General features: G+C 38.8%; 16 protein-coding genes. 3 read left to right on the top strand and 13 right to left on the bottom strand.

The genetic code is table 11. From position 1 onward, the window contains the following. Positions 1–18: 18 nt before the first annotated feature. From FNN09_RS02860 to FNN09_RS02820, 9 genes are all read right to left on the bottom strand, one after another. The gene (locus tag FNN09_RS02860) at positions 19–537 is read right to left on the bottom strand and encodes a TlpA disulfide reductase family protein (RefSeq protein ID WP_143299965.1); all 519 of its coding nucleotides are present in this window, start codon (positions 535–537) and stop codon (positions 19–21) included. A 29-nt stretch (positions 538–566) separates the two neighbouring features. After that, a complete protein-coding gene (purU, locus tag FNN09_RS02855; RefSeq protein ID WP_143299964.1) occupies positions 567–1,424 on the bottom strand; it encodes a formyltetrahydrofolate deformylase in 858 nt (285 codons plus the stop codon). Between the two features lie 72 nt (positions 1,425–1,496). Beyond that, entirely contained in the window at positions 1,497–2,270 is a 774-nt protein-coding gene (gene trpA, locus FNN09_RS02850) for a tryptophan synthase subunit alpha (protein ID WP_143299963.1), read from the bottom strand. Between the two features lie 141 nt (positions 2,271–2,411). Next, the gene (trpB, locus tag FNN09_RS02845) at positions 2,412–3,605 is read right to left on the bottom strand and encodes a tryptophan synthase subunit beta (protein WP_143299962.1); all 1,194 of its coding nucleotides are present in this window, start codon (positions 3,603–3,605) and stop codon (positions 2,412–2,414) included. Then, a complete protein-coding gene (locus FNN09_RS02840; RefSeq protein ID WP_255433981.1) occupies positions 3,605–4,204 on the bottom strand; it encodes a phosphoribosylanthranilate isomerase in 600 nt (199 codons plus the stop codon). The genes trpB and FNN09_RS02840 overlap by 1 nt, the downstream gene beginning before the upstream one ends. A gap of 81 nt (positions 4,205–4,285) precedes the next feature. Further along, entirely contained in the window at positions 4,286–5,083 is a 798-nt protein-coding gene (gene trpC / locus FNN09_RS02835; RefSeq protein WP_143299961.1) for an indole-3-glycerol phosphate synthase TrpC, read from the bottom strand. Positions 5,084–5,093: 10 nt separating this feature from the next. Then, a complete protein-coding gene (gene trpD, locus FNN09_RS02830) occupies positions 5,094–6,092 on the bottom strand; it encodes an anthranilate phosphoribosyltransferase (protein ID WP_143299960.1) in 999 nt (332 codons plus the stop codon). Positions 6,093–6,169: 77 nt separating this feature from the next. Further along, the gene (locus FNN09_RS02825; RefSeq protein WP_143299959.1) at positions 6,170–6,754 is read right to left on the bottom strand and encodes an aminodeoxychorismate/anthranilate synthase component II; all 585 of its coding nucleotides are present in this window, start codon (positions 6,752–6,754) and stop codon (positions 6,170–6,172) included. Positions 6,755–6,870: 116 nt separating this feature from the next. Continuing rightward, entirely contained in the window at positions 6,871–8,286 is a 1,416-nt protein-coding gene (locus tag FNN09_RS02820; protein ID WP_143299958.1) for an anthranilate synthase component I family protein, read from the bottom strand. 285 nt (positions 8,287–8,571) lie between these two features. On the opposite strand from FNN09_RS02820, the gene FNN09_RS21065 reads away from it, so the two are divergent. Further along, positions 8,572–8,712 (top strand): hypothetical protein, encoded by a 141-nt coding sequence (locus FNN09_RS21065; RefSeq protein WP_185968830.1) that lies wholly within the window; start codon positions 8,572–8,574, stop codon positions 8,710–8,712. On the opposite strand, the gene FNN09_RS02815 is transcribed toward FNN09_RS21065, so the two are convergent. Beyond that, on the bottom strand, positions 8,713–9,342 hold the full coding sequence (locus FNN09_RS02815; RefSeq protein WP_143299957.1) for a carbonic anhydrase family protein: 630 nt from the start codon (positions 9,340–9,342) through the stop codon (positions 8,713–8,715). Between the two features lie 21 nt (positions 9,343–9,363). Continuing rightward, positions 9,364–10,959, bottom strand: coding sequence for a SulP family inorganic anion transporter (locus tag FNN09_RS02810; RefSeq protein ID WP_143299956.1), 1,596 nt, complete (start codon positions 10,957–10,959; stop codon positions 9,364–9,366). Between the two features lie 202 nt (positions 10,960–11,161). Between FNN09_RS02810 and FNN09_RS02805 the strand changes: the two genes are divergently transcribed. After that, a complete protein-coding gene (locus FNN09_RS02805) occupies positions 11,162–11,839 on the top strand; it encodes a TetR/AcrR family transcriptional regulator (RefSeq protein ID WP_143299955.1) in 678 nt (225 codons plus the stop codon). Between the two features lie 137 nt (positions 11,840–11,976). Here the strand turns inward: FNN09_RS02805 and FNN09_RS02800 are convergent, their stop codons facing one another. Then, positions 11,977–12,993, bottom strand: coding sequence for a 2-oxoacid:ferredoxin oxidoreductase subunit beta (locus FNN09_RS02800; protein WP_143299954.1), 1,017 nt, complete (start codon positions 12,991–12,993; stop codon positions 11,977–11,979). A 3-nt stretch (positions 12,994–12,996) separates the two neighbouring features. Further along, positions 12,997–14,844, bottom strand: coding sequence for a 2-oxoacid:acceptor oxidoreductase subunit alpha (locus tag FNN09_RS02795; RefSeq protein ID WP_143299953.1), 1,848 nt, complete (start codon positions 14,842–14,844; stop codon positions 12,997–12,999). Positions 14,845–15,225: 381 nt separating this feature from the next. Between FNN09_RS02795 and FNN09_RS02790 the strand changes: the two genes are divergently transcribed. After that, positions 15,226–15,750, top strand: coding sequence for a gamma carbonic anhydrase family protein (locus tag FNN09_RS02790; RefSeq protein ID WP_143299952.1), 525 nt, complete (start codon positions 15,226–15,228; stop codon positions 15,748–15,750). Positions 15,751–15,765 lie beyond the last annotated feature (15 nt).

Below are 15,765 nucleotides of genomic sequence, written 5' to 3'. Positions count from 1 at the left end.
GTGCTTCGGACTTATTCCCTACTCCACTTCCTCACCAATCTTTTCTATCAAAGCAGCAAACTCTTCCTTATTAAACAGGCGCGTTAAGAATATTATCTTACCCTCTTTATTAATCAATACATTGCGAGTTACACCAGATTTTTTATCGGCATAAAGACCAAAGATATCAGCATTATCATCCAAACCCATAGGGTAGGTAATACCAGTAGATTTCACCATTTCAATGGCTTTCTCTTTGGGTTCATCTCTATCTACACCAAAAACTTTCACTCCTTTATCCTTATAGGCTTGCCAAATATCCTTTTCGATGTGGGGCATTTCTTTACGACAAACACCACACCAGCTGGCAGTGAATTGCAACATCACCACATTACCCCTTAGGTCAGATAACTTAACGCTTGATCCATCGGTTAATGTCATTTCAAAGTCGGGAGCCGTGTCTCCAACTTTTACAAGGTAACCACGGTCGTCGGTTTTTTGTGCCATGCTTGATAAGCTTATGAATGAAATTGCTAATAAGGCTATAAACTGCTTCATGAGTTGTGTTTTTTGATGTTTAATATTGATTAGGCGAATATGATTGTTTTATTTTTATATACCAATGTCTTTCGTTCGATATGCGCCCTTACTGCCCTTGATAATACCATTTTCTCAACATCTTTACCTTTTTGCACGAGGCTTTGCACCGTATCGTGATGAGATATTTTTATAACATCCTGCTCAATAATAGGACCAGCATCTAAATCAGATGTAACATAATGACCAGTTGCTCCAATCAGCTTTACACCACGTGAGTGAGCTGCATGGTAGGGCTTAGCTCCTGCAAATGCAGGTAAAAACGAATGATGAATATTAATGATACGCTGCGGATACTGCTGATTAAACTCGGGCGATAATATTTGCATGTATCGGGCTAAAACAATGAAATCAACCTTGTGCTCGGCACATAGTCGCAGTTGTTCGGCTTCCACCTCTGCTTTATTTTCTTTGTTAAGGGGCAGGTGGTAAAAGGGAATATTGAATTGCTCAGCCACTGCACCTAAATCTTTATGATTACTGATAATTAGTGGAATGTCGACATTTAATTCATTGGCACTATAGCGAGCCAAAAGGTCGTACAAGCAATGCGAAGCTCGCGACACAAAAACAGCCATGCGTGGCGTTTGCGAAGATAAATGGTAAGTCCACACCATTTGCATGGGTTGAGCAATGGCCTTTTCAAAGGTCGCTTCAATTTCATCAGGAGCCAATGCAAAACCATCCAAATCCCACTCTATACGCATGAAAAATCGTTTCTCGGCCCTATCAGTGTGTTGATCGAGATACAAAATATTACCATTGTGTCGATTAATAAAATCAGAGACATTGGCAACAATCCCTTGTTGATCGGGGCAATGAATGCGAATAATGGCAGTATTAAGCATGTGATTATTAGTTTATGGTTATTGTTACTTTTCATGCAAGACATTGGTTAGATGCCTTTTATTCATATCGTTTTATTTTGTTTTCACACCCTGTATAAACTGCTTAATGCGTTCGGCATCGGCGCCGTTTTCACTTAACAGTTTCACAAATGCGCTGCCAATAATAGCCCCCGAAGCATGCTCACAGGCGGTTTTAAAGGTGGAGCGATCGCCAATACCAAAACCAATTAAGGTAGGTGTTGATAAACCAAGACTATTCACTCGGTTGAAATAATCGATTTGACTTTGCTCAACATCTTTTTTAGCACCTGTAACCGATGCGGACGAAACTACATAAATGAAGCCTTTGCTATGCTCATCAATAAGTTGTATGCGCTCGTTTGAAGTTTGAGGAGTAATTAAAAAGATATTGGCAATGCCGGCACTCTCGAATAAACCCTGGTACTTGTCGCGATATTCATCAAAGGGTAAATCCGGAATAATTAAACCATCAATACCTAAATACTGACACTTGGCTATAAACTTTTCAACACCAAATTTAAACACGGGATTAAAGTAACCCATGAGAACAATGGGTATTTGAACGTTCTTGCGCACATCTTTCAACTGCTCAAACAGTATTTTTATACTCATGCCATTATCCAATGCCTGCTCACTACTGGCTTGGATAGTTGGCCCATCGGCTAAAGGATCAGAAAAAGGCATCCCAATTTCTACCAAATCGGCTCCTCCATCCTCAAGAGCTTTCAACACCGTTACGGTATCATTGCCTTGAGGAAAGCCGGCTGTGTAATAAACCGAGCATATATCTTTTTTATCGCTAAAAAGTTGTTGTAATCTGTTCATTGTTATTTGGCTAAAAACCGATTGCTAAAAACGATCAGCTATGTTTTAATTATTATACCTAATATCTTAATGGTCGCATTGTTATTTAGTTCATCCAAGCTATGGATTAGACTTCCTCAGTTGACGATCATCATCATTCACTTAAAAGCCAAAGCGTTTCATATAAGTCGCCATGTCTTTATCTCCTCGGCCCGATAGTGTTATAACCACTGAATCGTCTTTTTTAAAGCTCATTTTATCAAGTGCAGCCAAAGCATGCGACGATTCCAAGGCTGGTATAATGCCCTCCAGCTGTGTTAACTGCAATGCTGCATCTAAGGCCTCCTTATCGGTAGCCGACAAAAACTGTGCGCGACCCGTATCAAACAAATGCGCATGTTGCGGCCCAATACCAGGATAATCCAAGCCTGCTGAAATAGAATAAGGCTCAGTTATCTGTCCATCGTTGCTTTGCATTAAAAAGGTAAGGCTTCCGTGTATCAAACCTTTATCGCCCTTAGCAATGGTTGCTGCTGTTTCTCCTGAATCAACACCCATACCCGAAGCCTCAACAGCTACCAATTGAACACGCTCATCGTCTAAAAAATGATAAAACGAACCTGCTGCATTACTGCCTCCTCCCACACAAGCAATCACATAATCGGGATAATCTTTATTGGTTTTCTCGGCAATCTGCAGCTTAATTTCTTCGCTGATAACGGCTTGTAATTGTGCCACCATATCAGGATATGGATGCGGCCCAACCACTGAACCAATCAAATAAAAAGTATCTTCAGGGTTACAAATCCAATCGCGCAAGGCTTCGTTGGTAGCATCCTTTAAGGTTCTACTGCCTGAAGTGGCCGCAACAACCTCTGCGCCCAACATCTTCATACGAGCCACATTCGGTGCCTGACGTTCTATATCAACCTCTCCCATGTACACCACGCACTGTAAACCCATTAAAGCACAGGCTGTGGCGGTTGCCACACCATGTTGGCCAGCACCCGTTTCGGCAATAATGCGTTGCTTACCCATGTGTTTGGCAATTAAAATTTGCCCCACGGTGTTGTTTATCTTATGCGCGCCAGTATGGTTTAAATCCTCACGCTTTAAATATACATTGGTTTGGTATTTTTCTGATAAACGCTTGGCCAAATACAAAGGCGATGGGCGTCCGACATAATCTTTTAACAAAGATTTGTATTCATCTTGAAAAGCATCAGAGCCGATGATGTCTTTATAAACAGCTTTTAGGTTTTCAATATTGGGATATAGCATTTCGGGAATGTAAGCCCCTCCAAACTGGCCATACATGCCTTTCTCATCTACATGGTATTTATTTTGCTTGCTCATTATGCTTCTGTTTTCCTTATTTCACTCATAAACTCGGACAGTAATTCTATATTCTTAAGAGCTGGTTCCGTTTCAAACTTACTGTTCACATCAATGGCTTTTATATTCAGCTCGGTAATCTGGCGAATGTCATTCACATCATCGGGTCCAATGCCGCCACTTAAAAACATCGGACGAGCCTGGTTATAATTTTTCAACAAACGCCAATCAAACCTTTTACCACTGCCGCCAAAGGCTTTCGTTTGTGTGTCGAACAAAAAATAATCGCAGTAATCCTGGTAACGGCGAGTCTGCTGAAAATCAAAAGTCTCATCCACCCTGAACACTTTCATCACTTGCACGCCTGTTTGCTTAAGTAAAAAACACAATTCGGGCGATTCATCGCCGTGCAACTGGATAATATCTAAGCCAAACTGAATACGCTTTTCATTAATTGTTCGTTCGCTGGCATTAACAAACACCCCCACTTTTTTTACAGTGGATGGAATATTCACTTGAGGCCTACTATCAGTATAACGTGGCGATTTATCGTAGAAAATAAAACCTACATAATCGGGCTTTAACTCTAACAATGCTGCAAGATTCTCGTCGTTGCGCATGCCACATACTTTTATTTTGGGGCTTTGGTTCATCATCACATTAATCAATAGCGTTAAGTTTTTTATCTGCCTGATGACTTACTAAACTTTCTCTTTAACCTTTATTTCTTTGGCAAAATCGGCAAAAGCCTTACCTGGATTATCGGTTTTCATAAAGTTCTCGCCAATTAAAAAACCATCAAAGCCATGTCTTCTAAGAAAATGAACATCCTTAGGCGAATGAATACCGCTTTCCGAAATCTTTAATTTGTCGGATGGTAACGACTTGGCCAAAGCAATGGACTGCTTCAAATCAACCTTAAAAGTTTTTAGGTTACGATTATTAATCCCCACCACATCAACAAAAGCATTAAGGCGCGATGCTTCATCTGGCTCGTGCAATTCCATTAACACCTCCATGCCCAAATAATTGGCTAACGCACCCAATTCTTTGGCCTGATTTTCTTCCAATATGGCAGCGATTAATAAAATTGCACTGGCTCCAATGGCCTTAGCTTCATATACCTGATAAGGATCAATAATAAAATCTTTGCGCAAAATTGGTATGCTTGTCACCTTGCGTGCAGCGCTTAAGTCGTCGTTGCATCCACCAAAAAACTGCGTATCAGTCAGCACCGACAAAGCCGATGAACCAACCTCCTCATAGCCTTTTACCACCTCTTCCACCTTAGCTGTTCCGTTAATAAGGCCTTTTGAGGGCGACTGACGTTTAAACTCGGTAATAACACCTGTTTTGCTATGACAGCTTATTGAGTTTTTTAAAGATGGAACGGCTTCAAAGAACATAGGTATGTCCATCAACTGCTCAATGGGCCTTGTCTTTTTGGCATTCTCTACTTCTATTTTCTTTTGATCAACTATTTTATTCAGGATGTTCATGATTACTAGCTTAAGATAAACTCAATAGAGTGGTTAATACTTGTGCTGCCTTCCCCTCCAATAGCGACTTGCGTGCTTCAACAATGTTCTGCTCCATACTGCGATCGGGATAATAGCAATTTAAAGCCATAGCTGCATTGGCAATCACCACATTACTCTGGGCTTCTGTTCCCTCGCCATTTAATACTGTTTTAAATATGGCTGCTGCCTCGGGCACTGTATCACCACCAAAAATTTCATTGGCTTTTATCTGACGCATACCAAAATCTGCAGGCGAATAAACTTGCTCTTCATTATTACTAATGGCTTTTACATCACCCGTTAACGAAACTTCGTCGTAGCCATCCAACGCGTGTAAAATGGTATAACCCTTATTAGTCTGTTGAAAAATATATTGATAGACGCGGGCCAGTTCCAGGCTAAACACACCTACCAACTGATGCTGTGGAAATGATGGATTGACCATAGGCCCCAGCATATTAAAAAAAGTTTTCAGGCCAAGCTCTTTTCTAATTGGAGCTACCACCTTCATGGCTGGATGAAACATGGGCGCGTGTAAAAAGCATATATTCGCTTTATCCAACTGATGCTTCAACAGATCCTCATCGTTAGTAAACTTATAACCTAAATACTCCATTACATTGGATGATCCACAAGAGGAGGACACGCCGTAGTTACCATGCTTAGATACTTTTGCACCCGCACCAGCTACCACCAAGGATGCAAGGGTAGAAATATTAAAGGTATTCTGTCCATCGCCCCCTGTTCCACACATATCAATGGTTCGATAGTCTGATAAGTTAATGCGAATGCACAATTCCAGAAGAGCATCACGAAAACCAGAAAGTTCTTCAACAGTTACGGGACGCATCATAAAAACCGTAAGAAAAGCCACTACCTCCGATTGGTTGTACTCTTCTTTGGCAATACTTATTAATACCTCTTTAGCCTCCTGGCGCGAAAGGAATTTGTGATCAATTAATTGTTTGATGATATTTTTTATACTCATACTATTCATATCTGGGAACCAGCTTTAAGCAGCTAGCGTTTGGTTGATATTCAAATTTAAGTAGCAAGGAAACACAGCTAAAGGCTAGTTGCTGTATTTTCTATCCAGTTTCTAATCATTTCTTTTCCATGTTCGGTTAATACCGATTCAGGATGAAATTGCACTCCTCGCACATCATAGTCTTTATGTCGTAAACCCATTATTTGCCCCTCAGCCTCTTTTGAAGTGATGGTTAGCTCCTTGGGCAAATCCTCCTCGTTAACCACCCAACTATGGTAACGTCCTGCTTTAAAAGTATCTGGAAGTCCTTTAAATAGTATTTCGTTTTGATCAAGCACACTTACCGGAGTAGCTACCCCATGGTATACCTTGTTTAAGTTGCGAATACTCCCGCCAAATACTTCAGCAATTGCCTGACAACCCAAGCATACACCTAATATACTTTTGCTTGAGGCATAGCTAGCAATTAGCTCTTTTAAAATACCAGCCTCTTCCGGTATACCAGGACCTGGCGATAACAATATCTTATCGTAATTGGCCACATCGGCAATGCTTATTTCATCATTACGAAATACATCTACCTTTTCATTTATAATTTCCTCAACGTAATGAACAAGGTTATAAGTGAATGAATCGTAATTATCTAGGACTAAAATTTTCATAATTTCTAAGCTTGATGCTGTTGGCTATTCCTTTGAGTCAAACAGCTTGGTTAAATTAAGTTTGCTTGTTTAAAACCAAACTTGTTGGTTTAATTCGTTTCTCCTTACAAGTTAACCTAAAACTCCTCAGCCATGTGAATGGCCTTTTTTAAGGCACCTAACTTGTTGTTGACTTCATTTAATTCGTTCTCCTCTTTTGATTCGCTCACTACGCCCGCACCAGCCTGGTAAAACAAAGTATTGTTTTTACTCAGAAATGAACGTATCATAATGGCCTGATTGAAACTTCCATCTAAGCCAATGTTACCAATACAGCCACCGTAATAGCTGCGATTTTGGTTTTCAATGGAGTCGATCAATTGCATGGCTTTGTATTTTGGAGCGCCAGATAGTGTGCCTGCCGGAAAGGTATCGGCCATTACGCGCGAAGCAATGGACCCTTTTTGCAGTTTACCACTCACATCAGACACAAGGTGTAGTACATGAGAATAGTATTGCACTTCTTTGTAGGTATTCACAGTTACATCCTGGCAGTTACGACTCAAATCGTTACGAGCCAAATCAACCAGCATCACATGCTCTGCATTCTCCTTTTCATCCTTACTTAATTGAATGGCTAATTCCTGATCCTTTGTATCATCGCCAGTACGTTTAAAAGTGCCTGCAATAGGATTGATTGTTGCAACATTATTTTCAATAATCAATTGTGCTTCGGGCGATGAACCAAATATTTTATAACTACCATAATCGAAATAAAACAAATAAGGCGAAGGGTTAATGTTACGCAAGGCACGATAAACATTGAACTCATCACCCGAAAACTGCTGACGAAACTGACGCGATAAGACTATCTGAAACACATCTCCCCGGAAACAATGTTCCTTTCCTTTGGTCACCATGTTCATGTATTCTTCATCCGTGAGGTTTGATTTCTCGTTATTGGATGGTTGAAACTGAAAGGTTGGTATGGAGCGGTTGTAAAACTGATCGATTAAAGCATTACTCTGCGATTCTTCTCCCTCTTGCAAATTCTCAATCAGATGCAACTGATTAGTGAAATGATTAAAAGCAATAATGTATTTATAAAATGCATATCGTAATTCGGGTATTGAGTGTTCTTCCTTTTTTTCTGCGCTGAAGTTTAAAGAATCGAAATACTGAACGGCATCAAAGGTTGAATACCCAAATAATCCATTCACCTTAACCGGGCAATTGGCATTATCCACTTCAAAGCTTTTTATAAAAGCATCCAAAAGCTCTGGCACATTATTTTCTTTAGTAATGCTTATCGGCTGAAGCTCTTTGTGTGCTTCCCCTTGTAAAACCTGCCCCTTGTCGGCCACAAACTCATACAATGGTTTGAAACAAATAAATGACATAGAATTACTACTTCCATGATAATCACTACTTTCCAATAAAATAGTATTAGGGTATGCATCTCTCAGCTTTAGGTATAAACTTACCGGAGTGGTTACATCGGCTACATTAGCTGGTATGGGAGTTGCAGTTGTTTTGATTGTTATTGTATCCATGGTTTGGTTAAATTTATGAAATAAAAAAAGGCTTACCGAGAGTTTCGGTAAGCCTTTGTTCATATTTTATATATACGACGGTTCCCCTTAACTCTCGTTGGAAAGAAAAGTATAATGCCACCAGCCTTTATGTGTTAAAATCAAATTCATGTTTTGCTTTTGCAATTGTTCGTCACAAATATTTGGAATAATAATTTTAAAAACCAAACACTATTTGGCATTTTTTTAATTCAATTGCTACCAATTGTCATAAAACACCTGCATCAGCTAATAAATCGTACAAGTATGCAGGTATATTTCGATGATTTAAAACAAAAAAGGTGGGTCGAAATCACGTCTGAAATCGAACCACCCCACTCAGGTAAAATTAAATGGATTGAATGTCAATTAACTCAGGAACAGATAACATTCAATCCGGGAACATAACTAACTAAAGGTAATTTCTCCTGTTTTCACATCGTACATAGCACCTACAATATTTATCTCACCTGCTTCTAGCATCTGATTTAGTACTGTACTTTGCGATTTTATATTTTCAATGGTTAACTCTACATTTTTATCCGCCACTTTATTGACAAAACCAATATTGCCAGAGTTTCTTTCTTCACCATCGGCAGTTGGTGTTAAGTCAACAGCGGGCTTAATTTTATCAAGCATTTGTGTTAAGTTGCCAAGTTGTGCATTATCACAAGCGCCTTTAACTGCACCACATGAAGTATGACCCAAAACAACAATGCTTTTTGCACCAGCTAGCTTACATGCAAACTCAAGGCTTCCAAGTATATCTTCATTAACAATATTACCTGCAACACGTGCATTAAATACATCTCCAATACCTTGATCAAAAACGACTTCTGTTGGTATACGCGAATCGATACAACTAACAATAGCAGCAAATGGATATTGACCTGTGGCTGTTTCTTTCACTTGTTGATGCCAATCACGATTTAAAGCTTTAGCTGCTAAAAAACGCTTATTTCCCTCTTTTAATAATTCAATGGCCTTACCGGGCGTTATACTCGACTGTGATTGTGCATTTTGTGTTATTGTACTCATAATTGTTCTGATTTTAAGTTGTTATACTTCATTCAAGGCAAATTCGGCAACTTTACGCTGATTTTCAACCCCTCGCCTTTCACGCTTTAATATCTCAACCGTAATATCCCGATATTTAGCACTCGTTTCAAATTCATCAATTATCTCGATTACATCCTGACAAATGTTAACTGAACGAGTGGCATTTATCACTACTTTGGATCCATTAGGCACCTGACCAAGTGTATTTAAGATGCTTGCTTTATTAATAAAAGTAACATCCTCAGCCAGCTCTAAGTGCAGTTCTTTTTCTTTTAAGTGCTTATCGGTTTCAAATAAAAATGGCTTTTTATAATTATTATAAAGGATGTACATAACCGCGACAACTAGCCCTAAAATAATTCCCACCAATAAATCGGTAAATATGATACCAGCAATGGTTACCATGAACGGAGCAAAATGCTCAACACCTAATTTATACATTTGCTTAAACACAACTGGCTTGGCTAACTTATAACCAACAATGAATAAGATAGCCGCTAAACTAGCCAAAGGAATCAAATTAAGAACTGCTGGTATAGCCATGGCACATAACAGCATAATAACACCATGTAATATGGCCGACATCTTTGTTTTTCCACCCGACTGAATATTGGTTGAACTACGCACAATTACTTGGGTAATCGGTAATCCCCCAACAAGTCCAGACAAAATATTTCCAATTCCTTGAGCCTTTAACTCCCTGTTCGTTGGCGTCACACGCTTTTGAGGATCCAGTTTATCGGTGGCCTCCAAACATAGTAGCGTTTCTAAACTTGCTACAATAGCAATAGTGGCAGCAACAACCCAAATACCCGGATTTAACATTTGACTAAAATCAGGCGTAGTAAACTGACCTATGAAGCCAGAGAAACTATCAGCCACAGGAATGGCAACCACCTGATTGGCTTTTAATGAAAGAGACGGAATCGATTGAAATAATACATTTAAACCAATACCTGATGCTACAACCACTAATGGGCCTTGTACAACACTAAAAAGCTTGACTTTCTTCATAAAAGGCTGCTCCCATAAGATAAGAACTGCCATTGATATAATTGTTATTAAAGCCGCTCCTGGTGTTATCGCCTCAAACATGTAATATAGTTCTGACAAAGTATTGTGCCCATCGGGCTGTGAAAATGCCAAACTGCCATGATAATCTTTATCGTATCCTAAACTATGAGGTATTTGTTTTAGAATTATAATGATACCGATTCCTGACAACATCCCTTTAATTACGGATGATGGAAAATAATACCCTATAATACCGGCCTTTGCATACCCCAAAATGAGCTGAAATACACCACTTAAAACAACAGCAGCTAAAAATATTTCGAAAGAACCCAATTCACTAATGGCAGAAAGGACAATAACCGCCAGACCTGCCGCAGGGCCACTAACGCCTAGCTGTGAGCCACTAAAAGCACCAACAACTATACCCCCAATTATACCTGCAATTATACCGGAGAATAAAGGAGCTCCGGATGCTAAAGCAATTCCTAAACAAAGAGGAACCGCAACTAAAAACACTACCACCGAGGCAGGAATATCCTGCTTCAGGTTGCTAAACAAACCATCTTTTTTTGTGACACTCATCGTATTTTACTTATTTTTCATTTGAACTGCTACCGGTCAACAGTGTCGTAATTAATAATTGAACTTAGCAATAAATCCGGTACAAAGCTATTACTTTTTGTTACAATAGCAATACTATCACACAAGTATGTTTTACTAGAACGTCAAAATCGCCAATTTGTTCAAAAAAAATTTTACTTTTGTTACAAATACTTTTGCATCTATGTCTATTGGAATAAAAATCAGCTTAAACGACAAGCTCTATCTTCGCGACCCGCAAGAGACTTCATTAGGTCAAAACATTATACGACACAGTATTTTATTAATTGACGAAATCGGGTTTGAAGCTTTTACTTTTAAAAAGTTGGCCATTAAAATGGGGTCAACTGAAGCTTCGGTGTATCGCTATTTCGAAAACAAACACTTATTATTACTGTATCTTGTTTCGTGGTACTGGGAATGGGTTAGCTATCTAATCGATATCCACACAATGAATATTAAATCGCCCCAAGAGCGCCTGAAGGTAATCATAGGCACATTGGTTTATGCTTACAAAGAAAACCCTGCCATCGACTATGTTAACGAAAGTGTTTTACACCGTTTAATAATTGCCGAAGGGACCAAAGCATATTACACAAAGTTGGTTGACAAAGAAAACACAGAAGGTTTTTTCTCTAATTACAAAATGCTCTGTGAGAAAGTAGCCGGTGTAATTTCAGAAGTAAATCCGGATTTTGCCTACCCTAGGGCTTTGGCTAGTAATTTATTTGAAATGGCAAACAGCCATAGTTATTTTGCTATTCATTTGCCACGCTTAACCGATGTAAGGGTTAAAGACGATGATTATGAGGAAGTCAAAACAATGCTTGAGAAATTTACCGACTCTCTACTAGCGAAATAAATCTATATGGAATCGTAAGATTTCAAGAAAAAGATAAAACTACAACCTGTGAATATTATTCACGGGTTTTTTATTGTATAAAAAAAGCCGTTCAGAATAAATTCCAAACGGCCTGAAGTGCTAATTCAAATAAAAAATTATTCTACATCCCAAACATCTCCTGAATGAATCAGATCTGTAAAGGATTTTATTGTTGACTTTTCTTGAACTGCTGCCAATTGTTCAGTTACACACTGATCATATACTGGTGCTTCAACAGAACGAATAACACCTAATGCAACTGGATATTCAGGATATTCCATATCAGCTAGCTTTAAGTGCAAAGTAATATCGTCACATGTGGCATCGTGAACCAAAATATCTGCTTCAGTAATACCATCTTCACCAATCGTTACAATTTTTAGCGTTAAACCATCAAGCATTAAACCTTTGTTTCTTTCTTTTCCGAAGATCATTGGTTTTCCATGCTCTAGTTTAATCGTTCTATCAGCATTGTGCGCTTTATCCGTAATTGCATTATGTGTTTTATCATTGTAAATCACACAGTTTTGCAATACTTCAACAATCGATGTTCCCTCATGGCGTGCTGCTGCTTCCATCATTACAACCGAATGTTTAATATCCGTATCAATGCATCGAGCAAAAAATTGACCACGAGCACCAATACATAACTCACCCGGACGGAATGGAGCTTCTACTGTACCAAAAGGCGATGTTTTAGAAATAAAACCACGCTTAGAAGTTGGAGAATACTGCCCCTTTGTCAAACCATAAATCTGATTATTAAATAAAATCACATTTAGGTCGATGTTACGACGAATGGTATGAATAAAGTGGTTACCACCAATAGCTAAGGCATCACCGTCACCGGTAATTTGCCAAACCTGCAAATCAGGATTCGCAACTTTAACACCTGAAGCTACTGCTGAGCCACGTCCATGAATGGTATGAAACCCGTAAGTTTCCATATAATAGGGAAAACGAGATGAACAGCCGATACCTGAAATAACGGCTACTTCTTCTTTCTTATATCCCATAGCGGCCATTGCTTTCTGCACTGAATTAAGAATAGCATGGTCTCCACATCCAGGACACCATTTTACACTTTGGTCGCTCTTAAATTCTGTAAATTTAACTTGACAATTTTCAGCCATTATTTATTCCTCCAGCAATGTTTTAAAGTGATCTTTTAATTCTACTACCGTAAATGGTTGTCCCTGTATTTTATTAAAACGTAGTGTTTGAATATCAGGGAAATTCATTGTCAAATAGTCAGCAAACTGACCACGGTTTAATTCGCACACTACAATTTTCTTGTAACGCTTTAACACATCATATGTATTGCGTGGAAGTGGCTTAATGTAGTTAAAATGAGCCAAAGCGAAGTTATGCCCCTCATTTGCCAACTCATCAACAGCGGTAAATAAGTGACCAAAGGTACCACCCCAGCCTACAACTAAAACATTAGCATTTTCATCACCTAACAATTCCAATTCAGGAATATTAGTAGCAACACGCTGAACTTTATCCTCACGTATTTCAACCATACGCTCGTGATTAAGCGCATCGTGCGATACAGCTCCAGTGTGCTCATCTTTTTCAAGACCTCCAATTCGGTGCTCTAAACCTGCAACACCTGGCGTAGCCCAGTAACGTGACAATTTTTCCACATCACGTTTATACGGATGCCAGTCTTTATCGTTAACATCAGCCTTAGGAACATTAATACTTGGCCACTCCTCTAAATTAGGTAAACGCCATGGTTGTGTTCCGTTGGCTAAGAAACCATCAGTTAATAATATTACAGGCGTCATATGCTCAACTGCAATTTTAGCAGCATAAAACGCATAATCAAAACAATTAGTTGGTGAGCTAGCCGCTATCACAACGCATGGGCTTTCACCATTACGTCCGTATAGGGCTTGCATTAAATCCGATTGCTCTGTTTTCGTTGGCAAACCTGTTGATGGACCACCACGCTGTACATTTACAATTACCATTGGTAATTCGGCAATTACAGCCAAACCAATCGCTTCACCTTTTAATGCTAAACCAGGACCCGATGTAGTAGTTACTGCTAAGTCACCAGCAAAACTAGCTCCTATGGTTGTACAAATACCTGCAATCTCATCTTCAGCCTGAAATACCTTTACACCTAAATCTTTACGTGCACTTAACTCTTGAAGAATCTCCGTAGCTGGCGTAATAGGGTATGACCCTAGGAATAATTCAAGTCCACTCTTTTCTGCAGCAGCTAAAAATCCCCAAGCCACGGCAACATTACCGCTTAAGTTACGGTACTTACCTTTTTTAATGTCGGCAGGGTGTATATGGTATGATGGTGTTAATGCCTGAATAATGTTACCATAGTTGTAACCATCATCCAACACCTTTAAGTTGGCATCAACAACCAGTTGATTTTTCTTAAACTTTTTACTTATGTATTCTTTTGTGTGATCTAAAGGACGGTCGAATAACCAGTAAACCAATCCAAGAGCATACATATTCTTACTTCGAAGAATACTTTTATTATCAAGCCCCATATCTTTTAAACTCTCTTTTGTGAGAGTTGTGATTGGTGCTTTTACAATGTTGTAATCTCCTAATTTACTTTCAGTAATTGGATCGTCAGTTTCGTAACCGGCTTTACGCAAGTTCTTTTCGTCGCAACTATCAACGTCAAGAACAACAGTACCACCAGGCTTCATCCATTTGGCATTTGCTTTTAATGCCGCAGGATTCATCGCTACTAATACATCGCAATAATCACCCGGAGTAAAAACTTCGGTATGTCCAAAATGCACCTGAAACCCGGATACTCCGCTAATGGTACCCTGTGGGGCACGTATTTCAGATGGATAATCTGGAAACGTTGATATGTCGTTTCCGAAAATTGCTGAGGTGTAAGAGAATAAGGTTCCTGTCAACTGCATCCCATCGCCGGAATCTCCAGAAAACCTAACTACTACTTCATCTCTTTCAATAACTTTTGACCTTTTACCCATGATTGATAAGGTTCTGATTTGTATCTATATATTAAAACAAAGTTAAGCAATCGATAAAAAGGAAATCAATGAAAATAAGCACTCTCTTATCGACATTAATTTCCTTCTAAATACGCTGGTAAAGGTAGAGATATGACCATGTCAACATAGTGACTTTTGTCATGTTTAGCCTCTGCACCCCTTGTGTTATACAACACATTTATTAAACACATCATGGCATTAGGTCATTATTAATATTCTATTAATATTGCGCGCTAATTCATCTTTTATTCAAAAAGATGATTGTATTTTTGCTGTATGATTCATCAATATTCAAATCAAACTAATTGTTTCTTATACTGTTACTTTTAAAGTAAACAATAACAATCAAAAAATACAAATATGGCATTAATAAAAACAGTAAGAGATTTCACACCAAAAATTGGTAAAAATGCTTATCTGGCAGAAAATGCAACAATAATAGGGGATGTAGAAATGGGAGACGATTGTAGCATTTGGTTTAATGCCGTGCTACGCGGAGATGTTAATTCAATTCGAATTGGCAATAAAGTAAACATCCAAGATGGTTCGGTACTACATACACTTTACCAAAAATCAACGGTTGAAATTGGGCATAATGTTTCTATTGGCCATAATGTAACAATACATGGAGCAAAAATTGAAGATAATGTATTAATAGGTATAGGAGCAACTGTACTAGACCATGCTGTTATCGGCACTAATTCTATTATTGCGGCTAACTCATTGGTTTTAACAGGAACAATTGTTGAGCCTAATAGCATTTATGCGGGTGTACCAGCCAAAAAGGTCAAAGACATTGAACCTGAACAATCAAGAGAGATGGTTCAAAAAATTGCCAACAATTACTTAATGTATGCAGGGTGGTTTAAAGAAGATGACAAATAAAACATTAAGGCTATC

This window comes from Carboxylicivirga sp. M1479, from assembly GCF_007097485.1.
In the GTDB taxonomy this organism is placed as follows: domain Bacteria; phylum Bacteroidota; class Bacteroidia; order Bacteroidales; family Marinilabiliaceae; genus Carboxylicivirga.
This window is presented reverse-complemented; position numbering and strand designations above follow the sequence as displayed.